Below are 13,994 nucleotides of genomic sequence, written 5' to 3' on the forward strand. Positions count from 1 at the left end.
TCCGGCGCTCTAGCGCCGGTCGCCGTTCCCCACGCTGGCAGTGTCCTCGCTCGCCGGTTCGGGCACCGGGCCGCCTGCCTTGTCGATCTCCATCCAGTCGCGGAACGGCAGGCCGTGGAGCATGTCCATCACCTCGAATTCGAGCCCGCCCGGCTGGCTGGTATTGCTGTTCCACAGCGCCACCACACCACTCTTCATCGCGGGATCGAACAGGATCAGCGAACGATAACCGTTGACCCCGCCGCGATGGCCGACGATCCGCCGCCCGGCATAATCATAGGAGCGCCAGCCGAGGCCATATTGCGCTTCGCCGATCCGCTCGAGGAACTTGCGCAACCGCTGCCGTTCGCCCGGCGTCTTCACCAGCGGCGCGTGAATGGTGTCGAGCAATTTCTGGTCGAGCACCGCGGGCATGCCGCCCATCTGCGCGATCATCCACAAGGACATGTCCTTGATATTGCTGTTGACCCCGCCCGCCGCCGGCACCCGGTAATAAGGCTCCAGTACCTCCAGCGGTCGGCGCCCGACCGTGTGCGGCCGCGCCCAGCTCCTGGCGCTGACCAGCCCCTCGCGGGTCAAGCTCGCGCTGGTCATGCCCAGCGGCCCGAACAACTGCTGCCGCACCGCTTCCTGATACGGGATGCCCGTCGCCCGCGCGACCATGTCGCTCGCCGCGTCGAAGGCGATATTCTGATAGGACCAGCAGGTATCGGGCGGGCAAATGGCGTTGAGGCTGGCAAGCTGTGCCCGCAGGATTTGCGGCGACTGCCCTTCCTCCAGCTTGTTGTCGAGCGCGTTGCGATACAGGCCCAGCCGGTGGCTCAGCACGTCGGTTACGCTGGCACGATACTCGTTGCCGCCCGGAAGCTTCAGCCCCGGCGCATAATTCACCACCGGCGCGTCGAGCCTGATCTTGCCCTGCTCGGCCAGCTTGGCGACCATCGTTCCCGCGACGCCCTTGCTGACCGAAGCCCAGCGGAACACCGTGTCTGGGGTCACCTTCTCGCCCGACCCTTCCAGGGTCTCGCCATAGCCCGACAGAAAGGTGATCCGGCCGTTCTCGACCACGCCGACCGCCAGACCCACCACCGTCGGCTTCTCGGCCAGCCGCTTCAGCCGCGCATCGAGACGCGCATAATCGACCCGCTGGCGCGCGGCCGGCTGGACCTTGGCGAGCTGCAGGCTCGCGGCGCGCACTTGCGCCGCCTTGCTTTCTGCGGTGCCGACGGGCTCGACGACCCGGATGCTGGCAATGGCGGCGCCCATCAACAAGACGGCGCCCGCGCCAGCGATGACGCGCTTCTTCAGTGACCTGTCCTCCCCGCGTCGCGGCTTGGAGCCAAGGGGCGCGGCGCTCAACTGTCCGGTCATGCCAGCTGCGGCGAAGCGAAGCCTGTCAGCGACGAAGCGGCGCAACTCTGGTCAAGAAGAGCCATCGCCATTAAGTCGCAACGTCATGCAGTTCCTGCGAACGCTCTTCTGGGTCGTGCTGGCCGTGTTTCTGGCGATCATCGCCCGCAACAACTGGTTCGACGTGACGATCAACCTGTGGGGCTCACTGCAAGCGGACGTGAAGCTGCCGCTGCTGGTCCTGATCGCGCTTTTGCTCGGCTTCCTGCCGACATTTCTCGTGATGCGCGCGCGGCAATGGCGGCTCGAACGGCGGCTGTCGGTCGCCAATCCCCCGGCCCCGCAGATCGCGCCCACCGTGGCCGCCGCCGACAGGGACTTCGCGCTGTGAGCAATTCGGTCTTCGTCGCCATCGACACGCCCGACCTCGCCGCCGCGCAAGCGCTGGCAAAGGCGGTTGCGCCGCACGTCGGCGGGCTGAAACTCGGCCTTGAATTCTTCGCCGCCAATGGCCCGTCCGGGGTCCGCGCGCTCGGTGAGACCGGGCTTCCGATTTTTCTCGACCTCAAGCTCCACGATATTCCCAACACCGTCGGCAAGGCCGTCGCCGCCCTCGCCCCGCTTTCGCCTGCCGTGCTGACCGTTCACGCCGCCGGTGGCCGCGCCATGCTGGAAGCCGCCAAGGCCGCCGCGCCCGCAGGCTGCAAGGTCGTCGCGGTGACCGTGCTGACCAGCCTCGATTCGGCCGACCTCGCCGACATCGGCGTAACCTCTTCCCCCGCCGAGCAGGTCGAGCGTCTCGCCGACCTCACCCGCCACGCGGGCTGCGACGGGATCGTCTGCTCGGGCGAAGAAGTCGCGGGTGCCGCCGTCCGCTGGCCCGGCGGCACCTTCGTCGTCCCCGGCCTCCGCCCCGCCGGAAGCGACCTCGGCGACCAGAAGCGCGTTCTGACCCCGGCCGACGCCCTCGGCCGAGGCGCCTCCATTCTCGTCATCGGCCGTCCGATCACCGCCGCCGCGGACCCGGCCGAGGCCGCGCGATCCGTCGCGGCTTCCCTCCTCTCACGCCCCGCGCTAACCGCCGGCGCCTGACGTTCTTCCCAAGGACAAACCTATGAGCTGGCTCACCCGGGTCCGTAATTCCATTTCCTTCCTGCCCAAGCGCCAGACTACCGACACGCTCTGGCACAAGTGCAAGAAGTGCGACGCGATGGTCTTCACCAAGGAATGGGAAGACAATCTGCAGGTCTGCCCGCGCTGCGACCATCACGACCGCATCCGCGCCCGCACCCGTTTCGCGCAGCTGTTCGACGAGGGCGAATACACGCTCCTCGCCAGCCCCGACGTGCGCGAGGATCCGCTCAAGTTCCGCGACACCAAGAAATACACCGACCGGATCAAGGCCGCCCGCACCGCGACCGAGGAGAAGGACGCCTTTCTCAACGCCCGCGGCAAGATCGAAGGGCGTGAGGCGATCGTCGGGGTGCAGGACTTCGCCTTCATGGGCGGATCGATGGGCGTGGCGGTCGGATCGGCCCTTGTTGCCGGGATCAAGGCTGCGATCGCCGCCAAGCTGCCTTACATCATCTTCACCGCCGCCGGCGGCGCGCGCATGCAGGAAGGCATTCTGAGCCTGATGCAGATGCCCCGCGCCACCGTCGCGATTGAGATGCTGCGCGATGCGGGCCTCCCCTATATCGTGGTGCTGACCGACCCGACCACCGGCGGCGTCACCGCCAGCTACGCGATGCTCGGCGATGTGCAGCTGGCAGAGCCCGGCGCCCTGATCGGCTTCGCCGGCCAACGCGTCATCGAGCAGACCATCCGCGAAAAGCTGCCCGACGGCTTCCAGCGCGCCGAATATCTGCTCGAGCATGGGATGATCGACATGGTCACCCATCGCCGCGAGTTGCGCGCCACGCTTGGCAGCCTGATCGACTATCTCGCGCCGGCGAGCCAAGCGGCCGCCTGATGGCCGACGGGGCCCGCTCGGACCATCCGGGCGTGCAGGCCGAGCTCGACCGGCTGACGCAGCTTAGCCCGGGCGGCGATCGCCTCGGGCTCGAGCGGATCACCGAGCTGCTGGACCGCCTCGGCAATCCGCAAGCGGCGTTGCCGCCGGTGTTTCATGTCGCCGGGACCAACGGCAAAGGCTCGACCTGCGCGTTCCTGCGCGCCGCGCTCGAAGCCGCGGGCGCGCGCGTCCATGTCTTCACCTCGCCCCACCTCGTCCGCTTCAACGAACGCATCCGCCTCGCCGGCCACCTGATCGACGACGAGGCGCTCGCCGCGCTGCTTGGCGAAGTGCTCGACGCGGGCAGCGACATCGCCCCCAGCTTCTTTGAGGCCACCGCTGCCGCCGCCTTGCTCGCCTTCGCCCGCACCCCCGCCGACGCCCTGGTGCTGGAAGTCGGCATGGGCGGCCGCCTCGACGCGACCAACGTGGTCGAGCGCCCCGCCGTCACCGGAATCGCCGCGCTCGGCCTCGATCACCAGCAATGGCTGGGCGAAAGCTTGGCGGACATCGCGGCCGAGAAAGCCGGCATCGCCAAGGCAGGCGTTCCACTTGTCACGCTCTCGTCTCCGCCCGAAGCCGCCGCTCGAGTCCGCGCTGTCGCACAATCACGCAGCGCGCCATTGTTCGTGCAAGGCGAACACTGGCTTAGCCGCGTCGCCGACGACCGCCTCCATTATCGCGACGCGCAGGGCAGCCTCGACCTCCCCCTCCCCGCGCTCCCAGGCGCGCATCAGGCCGACAACGCCGCGCTGGCCATCGCCATGTTGCGCCATCAGTCGGCACTGGCCATGCCCGACGCCGCCCTCGCCCGCGCCATGCCCGATGTCCGCTGGCCTGCTCGCCTCCAGAAGCTCCGTCCCGGTCCGCTGATCGGCATCCGCGACGTCTGGCTCGACGGCGGCCACAATGCGCAAGCCGCGGCGGTCCTCGCCGCCAGCATCGCCGAGCTTACCGCCGGCCGCCCGCTCCACCTCATCGTCGGTGCGCTCACCACTAAGGATGCTGCCGGCCTCCTCGCCCCCTTCCGGGGCTTGGTGAGCCAAGTCCTCGCCATCGGCTTCGACCACCCGCTGGCGATGACCGCCGACGCCCTCGCCGTCACCGCCACCGCGCAAGGTCTTCCCGCGCACGCCCACGCCGACTTCCGATCCGCTCTGGCCAGCGTGCCGCCCGGTGCCGCGATCCTGATCGCCGGCTCGCTCTACCTCGCCGGCGAGGTCCTCGCCCTCAACGACGAAGCCCCGGACTAGGCCGTATCGCCTTGCGCCGCGCGGGCCGCATCGCCTGCCGGTACCGGCCCGCTCGCCCGCGACTGCCGCCCGGTCCAGCCCTGGCGTGCCCATTCCAGCGCGACAAACCCCACGGCGACCAGCCCGATCGTCGCGGTCAGGTAGAACACCGGCGCATAACCGACCTGATCGATCATCTCGCCCAAGGCCGCCCGGCCGAGCGAGCCGATCAGGAAGGTGAGCGACGACAATAGCGCATATTGCACCGCGCTGAATTCGCGGCTGGTTATCGACGACAGGTAAGCGACGAACGCCGCCCCGGCGAGACCGCCCGCGATATTCTCGCCCGAAATGGCGATCAGCAGCCGGACCATCCGCAGGTCATGCCCGAACGCGTCCAGCCCGAAGGTCCGGGCAAAGGCATCGATATACGGCGCGCCCGACGCCAGGTCAGCATACAGAAGGTTGCTCGCCGCCGCGACGATCGCGCCGATCATCAGGGTCGGCATCCGCCCCACGGTCGCGAACATGATCCCGCCGATCGCGATCCCCGCCATGGTCATGAAAACGCCGAAGATCTTCGACGCGAACGCTACCTCGTCCCCGGTGTACTGCAGTTCCTGAAGATAGAATGGGAAGGCGAAGCTGCCCCAGATATTGTCGGTGATTCGGTAGCTGAGGATCAGCCCCATCACGATGATCACGCCCCAGCCCATGCGGCGCACCAGCTCGGCGAGCGGCAGGATCAGCGCGCCATAGGCATGGTCGGCTGTGCGCTCGAGCCCGCTCGAGGCCGGCACATCGCGCTCCAGCACATAATGCGGCCGCGCCGCCAGCCAGTTGAACACCGCCGCCACGATTGCCGGGATCAGCACGGTCGCGGCAACGATCAGCGGGCCGTAGGTCTTGGTGAAATCGCCGACGCTCGGCGGCTTGCCGGTTGCTGGATCGACCGCGCCGCCCAGCATGTCCGCCATGAACGCGCCCACCGTCCAGATCGCCCACGCCCAGCCGAGCCCGACGATGCCAAGCCCGATCGCGCGCAGTTTGGGCGAAATGGCGCCTGCGCGGCGAAGCGCCGATTGCTGTTCTTCGGACGCGGTGCGCGGGGTGTCGGGCGCCAGCAAGGTCGCGATCAGGGTCAGCCCCATGAATACGCCCATCACCGCATAGACCGCCGGCCAGCTCATCCGTTCGGACAACACCAGTGCCAGCGCGCCGCCGATCAGCGCGGCGATGCGGAAGCCGAGCTGGTAGATGGAGGACAGGATCTCGACCGGCGCTTCCTCGTCGGCGACGTCGATCCGCCAAGCGTCGATAACCACGTCCTGCGTCGCCGAGGCGAACGCCCCGATCACCGCGATCAGCGCAAAGGTCCCAAGCGCCAGCCGCGGATCGGACAGCGACAGCCCGAAAAAGGTCAGGGTCAGGATGATCTGGCACAGCAGCAGCCACCCGCGCCGCCGCCCAAGCCGCTCCAGGCCCGGCAAGCGCACCCGGTCGACCAGCGGTGACCACAGGAACTTAAAGGCATAGGCAAGGCCGATCCACGACAGCACGCCGATGGTGGCGAGGTCGATCTGCCATTCGCCAAGCCACGCGTTCAGCGTGCCGATCAGCAGCGTGAAGGGAAGCCCCGCGCCGAACCCGAACGCCAGCATCACCGCCGTCTTGCGATTGGACAGCGCCGTCCTGATCAGCCGCCAGCCCTTGGGCTGCTCCACCTTCGCCGTGTCGTCCGCTGCCGCCGCTGTCGCCAAGGACCGTTCCCTTCCCGCTTCTTGCCCTGTCACTCGTCTAGCAGCCGCATTTCGCCTGAACAGCCCGTGAGTGCTTGCGCCCGCCCGGCCTCAGGCGCAGTCTGCCGCGATGGATGCCCCGGCCAAGTCGATCCGCCCGACCCCCGGCCAGCTCGTTCTTGCCGAACGGCTGGCGGGCGGCGGCGAGATGCTGGGCGACGGGATCGTCCGCCTTCCGGCCAGCGTCTACACCGACCACGCGCGGTTCGAGGCGGAGCGGACACGCCTCTTCGCTCGCCTGCCGCTGGTGCTCGGCCCCTCGGCCATGCTGCCCTCTCCCCGCACCGCAGTCGCGCATGACGGCTATGGGGTCCCGCTGATCGTCAGCCGCGACGAGGATGGCCAGGTCCACATCCTCGCCAATGCCTGCCGCCACCGCGGCACCCGGCTAGTCGAAGGCACCGGCATCGTCCCGGCCAAGCGGATCGTCTGCCCCTACCACGCCTGGGCCTACAGACCCGACGGCGCGCTCGCCGGGCTGCCCCGCGCCGACTGCTTCCCCGGCCTCGACAAAGGCGACATGGGATTGCGCCGCTTCCCCGCCATCGAAAGCGGCGGCCTGATCTGGTTTGCGCAGGACCCCGCCGCCGACTTCGCCTCGGCAGAGGCCCTAGCGCCAGACCTCGATGCCTTCGGCCTTCCCGACCTCCACCTCTACCGTCGCCGCACCCACGAGGTCGCCGCCAACTGGAAGCTGATCGTCGATGCCTTTCTCGAAAGCTATCACGTCCAGCGCCTCCACGCGCAGACCATCGCGCCGTTCTTCGCCGACGGCATCACCGTCGCCGATCGCATCGGCCCACATCAGCGCGCGGCGGTCGGGCGCACCGACTATCTCGGCCGCATCGACCGTGACGACTGGCGCCAGCTGCGGCGGGCGATGACCTTCACCTATCACCTGTTTCCCAACGCCATCCTCGTGATGAGCCCCGACTATCTCAACATCCTCACCTGCTGGCCGCAGGACGTCGGGCACACGGCGGTCGAGGACATCATGCTGATCCCCGCGCCCCCGCGCGACGCGGAAGAAGAGCGGCATTGGGACAAGAGCTGGACCCTGCTCGACGAAGGCACCTTCGCCGCCGAGGATTTCCGCGCCGCCGCGCTCTGTCACTGCGGATTGGCGAGCGGCCTGATCGAAGACATCACGCTCGGCACGCTCGAGCATGGCCTCGCCGAATTCCACGCCATGATCGACACGGCCCTGTCGGACTGATCCTCAGGCGGCGAGCGGCCGGGCGTAAAGGATCACCCCGTCCGGCGCCTTCACCTTGGCTTTGCCGCCGAGGATCTGTTCGACCATCTTCAGCGCCGCTTTCAGCCGCCGCTCGTTATAGGGTTTGCACAACACGCCTAGCGAATTGCCATCGCCCACTTCGGGCGGATTGGCGGTCGCCAGCAACAGGGGAATGCCCCGCGCCTGCGCTTCGGCCGCAAGATCGATGCCGGTGCGCTTGCCCGTCAGTTGGATGTCGCTGAGGATCAGATCGACCCCGCCCTCGGCTTCCTCGCTTTCTTCGGCAGAAGGGGCAGCTTCGCGCTCCAGCACGGCCAGCGCCTCGCGCACGCTATCCACCGTCGCCACGACCGTGTAGCCCGCAGCGGCCACCATGGTCTCGTTGTCGAACGCCACCAGCGGCTCGTCCTCGACGATCAGGATGCGCTTGACGTGACGTTCCCGGGTGCCGAACAGCATCGCATTACCTTCGAAGAGGATTGAATCGTGCCCCCCCAACGACCGACGGGTCCCCGCGGTCCCCGCCCGCCGCAAGGCCCCGCGAAAACTTCTCGTCGTGCCCCGCCCGCCACAGGCGCACGGCCTGCGCGGCCATTTCCGAGCGGCCCGCGAGGCAAGCCGCCCGGACCGCCGCGCGAAACCGGCCCGCAGCGTATCGCCAAGCTGCTGGCCCGCGCCGGCGTCGCCTCGCGCCGCGATATTGAACGGATGATTGAGGAACGCCGGATCGCGCTCGACGGCGAAATCCTGACCACGCCCGCTACCCTGCTCGAAAACCTGCGCGGCGTGACCGTCGACGGCAAGCCCGTCGCTCCGCCCGCCGCGGCCCGGCTATGGCGCTTCTACAAGCCCGCCGGCTGCCTCACCGCCGCCAACGACCCCAAGGGCCGGCCGACCATCTACGACCGCCTGCCGGGCGGCCTGCCGCGGGTCATGCCGGTCGGGCGGCTCGACTATATGACGGAAGGGCTGCTGCTCCTCACCAACGACGGTGAACTGAAGCGCCAGCTAGAGCTTCCCGCCACGGCCGTCGTCCGCCGCTACCGCGCCCGCGCGTTTGGGGAGATCAGCCAGGCCCAGCTCGAGGAGCTTGCCGACGGAATCGAGATCGAGGGCATGCGCTACGGCTCGATCGACGCCAATCTCGAACGCCGTACCGGTGCCAATTGCTGGATCGAACTGGCCCTGACCGAAGGCAAGAACCGCGAAGTCCGCCGCGTGCTCGAACATCTCGGGCTTCAGGTCAGCCGCCTGATCCGGGTCAGCTATGGCCCCTTCACCATGCTCGATCTCGAGCCCGGCCAGGTCGGCGAAGTCCAGCGCGAGGAACTGTTCCGCTTCCGCCAGACGCTGAAGACGCCGGCGACAAAGGATTCGCGCCAGCCCTGATCGCGGGCGGGCACGTTGCCTTTGCGACCTACCCGCGCTATGCGCCCGCCCGCTCCTGCATGGTCATCCCTGGAGGCGTGGGGAGCGGTACAACACTCTTTTTCAAAGGAATGCACGTATGAGCGAACAGCTGACGCTGACCGCCGAAACGCGCGACCGGGCTGGCAAGGGAGCCTCCCGTGAGCTGCGTAACTCGGGCCGAGTCCCCGCCGTTGTCTATGGCGCCAACCAGGAGCCGCTGAGCATCCACGTCGAGGAAAAGGTCCTCGCCAAGATGCTGTCGACCGGCCACTTCATGAACTCGGTCGTGATGATCGACGCCGGCGGCAAGACGACGCGCACCCTTCCCAAGGACGTGCAGTTCCACCCCGTCACCAGCCGCCCGGTCCATGTCGACTTCCTGCGCATCGGTGAGCACAGCAAGGTCACCGTCAACGTGCCCGTGCGCTTCACCGACGAAGAGGAAAGCCCCGGCATCAAGCGCGGCGCCGTGCTTAACATCGTCAAGCACGAGATCGAGCTCGTCTGCGACGCGTCGGAAATCGCCGACGACATCGAAGTCAGCCTCAAGGGCCTCGACGTGGGCGATTCGATCCACATCTCGAACGTCACCCTGCCCGAGGGCGCGACCCCGACCATCACCGACCGCGACTTCACCATCGCGACGATCGTGGCTCCGTCGGCGCTGAAGAGCGACGAGGGTGATACCACCGTCGACGGCGAAGGCGAAGAAGCCGCCGGCGACGCCGAGTAATCGGTTCCTCCCCTCCCGTGTCCGCGCGGGAGGGGAGTTTCCCTTTCGATGCAGATCTGGACCGGCCTCGGTAATCCCGGCGCGCAATATGCGCTGCATCGGCACAATGTCGGCTTCATGGCCGTCGACACCATTGCCGAAATCCACGGCTTCTCGCCCTGGCAGAAGAAGCATCGCGGCCTCATTTCCGAAGGCCGCATCGGCGGGCAGAAGGTTCTGCTGCTCAAGCCTCAGACCTTCATGAACGACAGCGGCGGCTCGGTTCAGCAGGCGCTGCACTTCTACAAACTCGACGTCGACGCGCTCACGGTCCTGCATGACGAGCTCGATCTCGCCCCGATGAAGGTCAAGGTCCGGGTCGGCGGCGGCCTCGCCGGGCACAACGGCCTGCGCTCGATCAACGCCTCGGTCGGGCCCGACTTCCGCCGCGTGCGCATCGGCATCGGCCACCCCGGCCACAAGGACCGGGTGACCGGCCACGTGCTCGGCAATTACGCCAAGAGCGAGATGGAGCCCCTGTCCGACCTGCTCGCCGCCCTCGCCGCCGAAGCCGACTGGCTGGCGAAAGGCGACGATGTCCGTTTCATGAGCGACGTCGCCATGCGGCTGCACCACGACTGACGATGCGCCAGCTCTTCGCCACACCGCTTTACGAAGCCGATCTGAAGTTCGATATCGACGAACTCGCCCACTCGATCCACAGCCTCGCCGAAGACGACGGCGCCGGGCGCCGCTGGGCCAGGGAGCATGGCTACAAGGGCTACACCAGCTACGCCTCGCTAGATGACCTGCCGCGCCGCGACCCCGTCTTCGCCGACCTCGCCAAGGCGCTGACCCGCCATGCCGCAAGCTTCGCCCGCGATCTCGCGTGGGACGTGAAGCCCAAGCTCGACAGCTTGTGGGTCAACAAGCTGAAGCCCGGCGGCCACCACAGCGCGCACATCCACCCGCACTCGATCCTGTCGGGCACGCTTTATGTGGAGATCCCGGACGGCGCCGGCGCAATCCGTTTCGAGGACCCGCGCCTGCCGATGATGATGGCCGCGCCGACCCGCCGCCCCGACGCGCACGAACCGCTGCGCCCCTTCGTCACCGTGCACCCTCGCCCGGGCCAGCTCCTGCTATGGGAAAGCTGGCTGCGTCACGAGGTCCTGCCCGGCACCGCCCGCGGTGAGCGGCTGAGCGTCAGCTTCAACTTCGCCTAAGCGGCCAGCAGCAACCGGTCGCGCCCGCTCCTTTTGGCGCGGTAGAGCGCCTCATCCGCGGCCTTGAGCGCGGCCCCCAGCCCCTCCGGACCCAGCTCCGCCACCCCGCCGCTGACTGTGAGCCGCACTGCCCCGGGCGACGCCGGAATAAGGCTGTTCGCGACGTCCTGCCGGATCCGCTCGCAGATGTCGTAGGCCTGGTCGATGTCGGCGTCCTCGATCAACAGGGCGAACTCCTCACCGCCCAGCCGTGCCAGCATGTCGACCGGCCTTGTCGACCGTAGCGCCCGAGCGGCAAAATTCTTCAGCACCTCGTCGCCCACATCGTGGCCGAAGCGGTCGTTGATGGTCTTGAAATGATCGAGATCGAACAAGGCGACGCAGGTCCGCCCCGCCGCCCCGTCCGCCACGCGTCTCGCCGTGGCCCGTTCGAACGCCCGGCGATTGGGCAGCCCTGTCAGGCTGTCGGTCAGCGCCGCCTGCACCCATTCGCGCTCGTCGGCCTTGGCGCCGGTGATGTCGCGAATGTAGGATAATAGCTCGATCGGCTCGCCGTCCTCGTCCAGGAGCGCGCGCCCGTGGGTCGAGAACCAGCGCTGCTCGCCGCTCTTGATTATCGTGCGATAACTGTAGGTCCGCGCCTCACCCCCAGCGGCCAGCGTGGCACGATGTTCATCCCGGACGTAGGCGAAATCCGCCTTGTCGATCAGCATCCGGCTGTGGCCACCGATCAGTTCACCGGGACGATAACCGGTGACCAATTCGACCGAAGGCGAGGCGTAGAGGATCCGGCCGTCGGTCGAGATGCGCATGATGACGTCGGTACAATGCTCCGCCAGCAGCCGGAACTCGGCTTCGCTTCGCCGCAGGCTGCGATGGAGTTTCTGGCGGTTATGCAGGTCGGCCGCGATCGGGATCACCGTCAGCACCGTTGCCGCCAGATAGAATTGAAAGAATTGCATCCGGTCGCCAAGCGACGCGGCGGTCAGCGACACCGGGCCATAACCCTTGGCAGTCAGCAGGCCGCCGATCCCCGTCAGCAGCGCAAGGCTGACCGCGGCGCCCAGGCGGCCGAGCCGGAAGGTCACCAGTACCACCCACATCACCGGCAGGAACAGGATCGGCCAGCTGGTCTGCCAGAAGGTGAAGAAAACGATCAGTCCGACCGTCGGCAGAAGCCACAAGACCGATGTCCGGTGCCGCTGCAGGATCCGCCGGGTTTCCTGTTGCGCGGCGCGGCCGGTCATCATGTAGGCAATCGGGGTCAGCGCCAGATTGCCCAGCGCATGGCCGATCGCGAAATGCTTGATCGTCGGGGCGAAGCTGCCGCCGAACGCCCACAGGATCGCCCCCGCGACCGGCGCCATCACGATCGGTCCGACGATCATCGCGATCAAGAACCGCCCGAACCAGTTGAGGCTCGCCATCAATTCGCCGCTGCTGCGATCGCGCTTCAGGAGATAGCCGGCGATCAGCGCCTCGCCCAGATTGGCGACCAGCAGGAACGGCGCGATCGCCCAGCCGAGCCCAAGGGTCCCGGTGACCAGCGCGCCCACCACGCCGCAGGTCAGCAGCGGCGCCCACCAGTTGCGCCGGGACGTGCGCACCAGCGCCGCGATCAGCAGCGCGCTTGCACCCCACAGGAACGCGACCCCGCCGTCGAACCGGGTCAGCGTCACCGCCAGCCCCGCCAGCAGCGCATATCCGAGCGCCAGCATCCATTGGCGAGCAAGCAATGTCGTCGAAGTCATCAAGGGGGGTGATGGCGGATTGCAGTTAATGGCGCGTGAGTATCAGTAGCCATTTCGGATGAAACTGGCACCGGACATTGCCCGTCCCGCCGCTGCAAGCTAGACGGCCGCGACTTCCTTCACAATCGAGAACACCCATGGGCTTCCGCTGCGGCATCGTCGGCCTGCCGAACGTCGGCAAATCGACCCTTTTCAACGCGCTCACCGAAACGCAGGCGGCGCAAGCGGCCAATTATCCCTTCTGCACGATCGAGCCCAACGTCGGCCAGGTCGCGGTACCCGATCCCCGCCTCGACAAGCTGGCCGAGATCGCCAAATCGGCCAAGATCATCGCCACGCAATTGGGCTTCGTCGACATCGCCGGCCTGGTGAAGGGCGCCAGCAAGGGCGAAGGGCTCGGCAATCAGTTCCTTGGCAACATCCGCGAGGTGGACGCCATCGTCCACGTCCTGCGCTGCTTCGAGAATGACGACATTCAGCATGTCGCAAACAAGGTCGACCCGCTGGCCGACGCCGAAGTGGTCGAAACCGAACTTCTGCTCGCCGACCTCGAAAGTCTTGAAAAGCGCGTTCCCAACCTCGTCAAGAAGGGCCAGCAGGGCGACAAGGAATCGAAGATCGCCGCTAGTGTCCTGACCCAGGCGCTCGAACTGCTCCGCGACGGCAAGCCCGCGCGCCTCACCGTCCCGAAGGACGAGGAAGAAGCGCGTGTCTTCGCGCAGGCCCAACTGATCACCGCCAAGCCGATCCTCTACGTCTGCAACGTCAACGAAGAAGATGCCGCCAACGGCAACGCGCTGTCGGCGCAGGTGTTCGCCAAGGCCAAGGCCGAAGGCGCCACCGCGGTGGTCGTCTCGGCCGCGATCGAATCCGAACTGGTCGGCATGGACGAGGCTGAGCGCCTCGAATTCCTCGCCGAAATGGGCCTCAAGGAAACCGGCCTCGCCCGCGTGATCCGCGCTGGCTACGAGCTGCTTCACCTCATCACCTTCTTCACCGTCGGCCCCAAGGAAGCCCGCGCCTGGACGGTCGAGAAAGGCGCCAAGGGCCCGCAGGCCGCGGGGGTCATCCATTCCGACTTCGAACGCGGCTTCATCCGCGCCGAAACCATCGCCTTCGACGATTATGTCGCCGTGGGCGGCGAAGCGGGCGCCCGCGACGCCGGCAAGCTGCGCCAGGAAGGCAAGGAATATGTCGTTGCAGACGGCGACGTGCTGCACTTCAAGTTCAACGTTTGAGCTCCTCAGAGATTCGCCGACTGAT

Annotated in this window: 14 protein-coding genes; 10 read left to right on the top strand and 4 right to left on the bottom strand. The window is 67.4% G+C overall.

Annotated features, from left to right (window positions below; genetic code table 11):
• Positions 1 to 9: 9 nt before the first annotated feature.
• Positions 10 to 1,266: a serine hydrolase domain-containing protein gene (locus V6R86_RS13490; RefSeq protein WP_338505206.1), complete on the bottom strand. Its 1,257-nt coding sequence runs from the start codon at positions 1,264 to 1,266 to the stop codon at positions 10 to 12.
• Here V6R86_RS13490 and V6R86_RS13495 point away from each other — a divergent pair.
• Genes V6R86_RS13495 through V6R86_RS13510 form a run of 4 tightly spaced genes read left to right on the top strand, consistent with a single transcriptional unit; the run spans position 1,253 to position 4,617 of the window.
• Positions 1,253 to 1,741, top strand: a complete 489-nt coding sequence (locus tag V6R86_RS13495) for a hypothetical protein (protein WP_338505209.1) — start codon at positions 1,253 to 1,255, stop codon at positions 1,739 to 1,741. The genes V6R86_RS13490 and V6R86_RS13495 overlap by 14 nt on opposite strands.
• Positions 1,738 to 2,442 (top strand): orotidine-5'-phosphate decarboxylase, encoded by a 705-nt coding sequence (gene pyrF, locus V6R86_RS13500; protein WP_338505212.1) that lies wholly within the window; start codon positions 1,738 to 1,740, stop codon positions 2,440 to 2,442. The genes V6R86_RS13495 and pyrF overlap by 4 nt, the downstream gene beginning before the upstream one ends.
• A gap of 22 nt (positions 2,443 to 2,464) precedes the next feature.
• The gene (gene accD, locus V6R86_RS13505; RefSeq protein WP_338505215.1) at positions 2,465 to 3,322 is read left to right on the top strand and encodes an acetyl-CoA carboxylase, carboxyltransferase subunit beta; all 858 of its coding nucleotides are present in this window, start codon (positions 2,465 to 2,467) and stop codon (positions 3,320 to 3,322) included.
• Entirely contained in the window at positions 3,322 to 4,617 is a 1,296-nt protein-coding gene (locus V6R86_RS13510; RefSeq protein WP_338505219.1) for a folylpolyglutamate synthase/dihydrofolate synthase family protein, read from the top strand. The genes accD and V6R86_RS13510 overlap by 1 nt, the downstream gene beginning before the upstream one ends.
• Here V6R86_RS13510 and V6R86_RS13515 read toward each other — a convergent pair.
• Positions 4,614 to 6,356, bottom strand: a complete 1,743-nt coding sequence (locus tag V6R86_RS13515) for an AmpG family muropeptide MFS transporter (RefSeq protein ID WP_338505221.1) — start codon at positions 6,354 to 6,356, stop codon at positions 4,614 to 4,616. The two genes, V6R86_RS13510 and V6R86_RS13515, sit on opposite strands and share 4 nt — an antisense overlap.
• 70 nt (positions 6,357 to 6,426) lie before the next feature.
• Between V6R86_RS13515 and V6R86_RS13520 the strand changes: the two genes are divergently transcribed.
• On the top strand, positions 6,427 to 7,611 hold the full coding sequence (locus tag V6R86_RS13520) for an aromatic ring-hydroxylating dioxygenase subunit alpha (RefSeq protein WP_338505224.1): 1,185 nt from the start codon (positions 6,427 to 6,429) through the stop codon (positions 7,609 to 7,611).
• A 3-nt stretch (positions 7,612 to 7,614) separates the two neighbouring features.
• Here V6R86_RS13520 and V6R86_RS13525 read toward each other — a convergent pair whose 3' ends face one another.
• On the bottom strand, positions 7,615 to 8,091 hold the full coding sequence (locus tag V6R86_RS13525; protein ID WP_338505227.1) for a response regulator: 477 nt from the start codon (positions 8,089 to 8,091) through the stop codon (positions 7,615 to 7,617).
• Between the two features lie 24 nt (positions 8,092 to 8,115).
• On the opposite strand from V6R86_RS13525, the gene V6R86_RS13530 reads away from it, so the two are divergent.
• The 4 genes from V6R86_RS13530 (at position 8,116) to V6R86_RS13545 (ending at position 10,980) form a co-directional block, all read left to right on the top strand.
• Positions 8,116 to 9,021 carry a pseudouridine synthase gene (locus tag V6R86_RS13530; RefSeq protein WP_425335994.1) on the top strand — a complete coding sequence of 302 codons (906 nt, stop codon included), beginning with the start codon at positions 8,116 to 8,118 and terminating at the stop codon, positions 9,019 to 9,021.
• 118 nt (positions 9,022 to 9,139) lie between these two features.
• Positions 9,140 to 9,775, top strand: coding sequence for a 50S ribosomal protein L25/general stress protein Ctc (locus V6R86_RS13535; protein WP_338505229.1), 636 nt, complete (start codon positions 9,140 to 9,142; stop codon positions 9,773 to 9,775).
• Between the two features lie 48 nt (positions 9,776 to 9,823).
• Positions 9,824 to 10,396, top strand: a complete 573-nt coding sequence (gene pth, locus V6R86_RS13540; protein WP_338505232.1) for an aminoacyl-tRNA hydrolase — start codon at positions 9,824 to 9,826, stop codon at positions 10,394 to 10,396.
• Complete coding sequence (locus V6R86_RS13545) at positions 10,393 to 10,980, top strand: TIGR02466 family protein (protein ID WP_338505503.1); 588 nt, start codon at positions 10,393 to 10,395, stop codon at positions 10,978 to 10,980. The genes pth and V6R86_RS13545 overlap by 4 nt, the downstream gene beginning before the upstream one ends.
• On the opposite strand, the gene V6R86_RS13550 is transcribed toward V6R86_RS13545, so the two are convergent.
• Complete coding sequence (locus V6R86_RS13550) at positions 10,977 to 12,731, bottom strand: diguanylate cyclase (protein WP_338505235.1); 1,755 nt, start codon at positions 12,729 to 12,731, stop codon at positions 10,977 to 10,979. The two genes, V6R86_RS13545 and V6R86_RS13550, sit on opposite strands and share 4 nt — an antisense overlap.
• 137 nt (positions 12,732 to 12,868) lie before the next feature.
• Between V6R86_RS13550 and ychF the strand changes: the two genes are divergently transcribed.
• Positions 12,869 to 13,969 (top strand): redox-regulated ATPase YchF, encoded by a 1,101-nt coding sequence (gene ychF / locus V6R86_RS13555; RefSeq protein ID WP_338505238.1) that lies wholly within the window; start codon positions 12,869 to 12,871, stop codon positions 13,967 to 13,969.
• Positions 13,970 to 13,994: the final 25 nt, after the last annotated feature.

Source organism: Sphingomonas kaistensis, assembly GCF_036884275.1.
Classification (GTDB): Bacteria; Pseudomonadota; Alphaproteobacteria; order Sphingomonadales; family Sphingomonadaceae; genus Sphingomicrobium; species Sphingomicrobium kaistense_A.

Bases quoted from the DNA above. Each gene is read 5' to 3' on its own strand.
- pth (WP_338505232.1), top strand. From the start codon at position 9,824: ATGCAGATCTGGACCGGCCTCGGTAATCCCGGCGCGCAATATGCGCTG.
- accD (WP_338505215.1), top strand. From the start codon at position 2,465: ATGAGCTGGCTCACCCGGGTCCGTAATTCCATTTCCTTCCTGCCCAAG.
- V6R86_RS13535 (WP_338505229.1), top strand. From the start codon at position 9,140: ATGAGCGAACAGCTGACGCTGACCGCCGAAACGCGCGACCGGGCTGGC.
- V6R86_RS13525 (WP_338505227.1), bottom strand. From the start codon at position 8,091: ATGCTGTTCGGCACCCGGGAACGTCACGTCAAGCGCATCCTGATCGTC.
- ychF (WP_338505238.1), top strand. From the start codon at position 12,869: ATGGGCTTCCGCTGCGGCATCGTCGGCCTGCCGAACGTCGGCAAATCG.
- V6R86_RS13495 (WP_338505209.1), top strand. From the start codon at position 1,253: ATGGCGGCGCCCATCAACAAGACGGCGCCCGCGCCAGCGATGACGCGC.
- V6R86_RS13510 (WP_338505219.1), top strand. From the start codon at position 3,322: ATGGCCGACGGGGCCCGCTCGGACCATCCGGGCGTGCAGGCCGAGCTC.
- V6R86_RS13490 (WP_338505206.1), bottom strand. From the start codon at position 1,266: ATGGGCGCCGCCATTGCCAGCATCCGGGTCGTCGAGCCCGTCGGCACC.
- V6R86_RS13550 (WP_338505235.1), bottom strand. From the start codon at position 12,731: ATGACTTCGACGACATTGCTTGCTCGCCAATGGATGCTGGCGCTCGGA.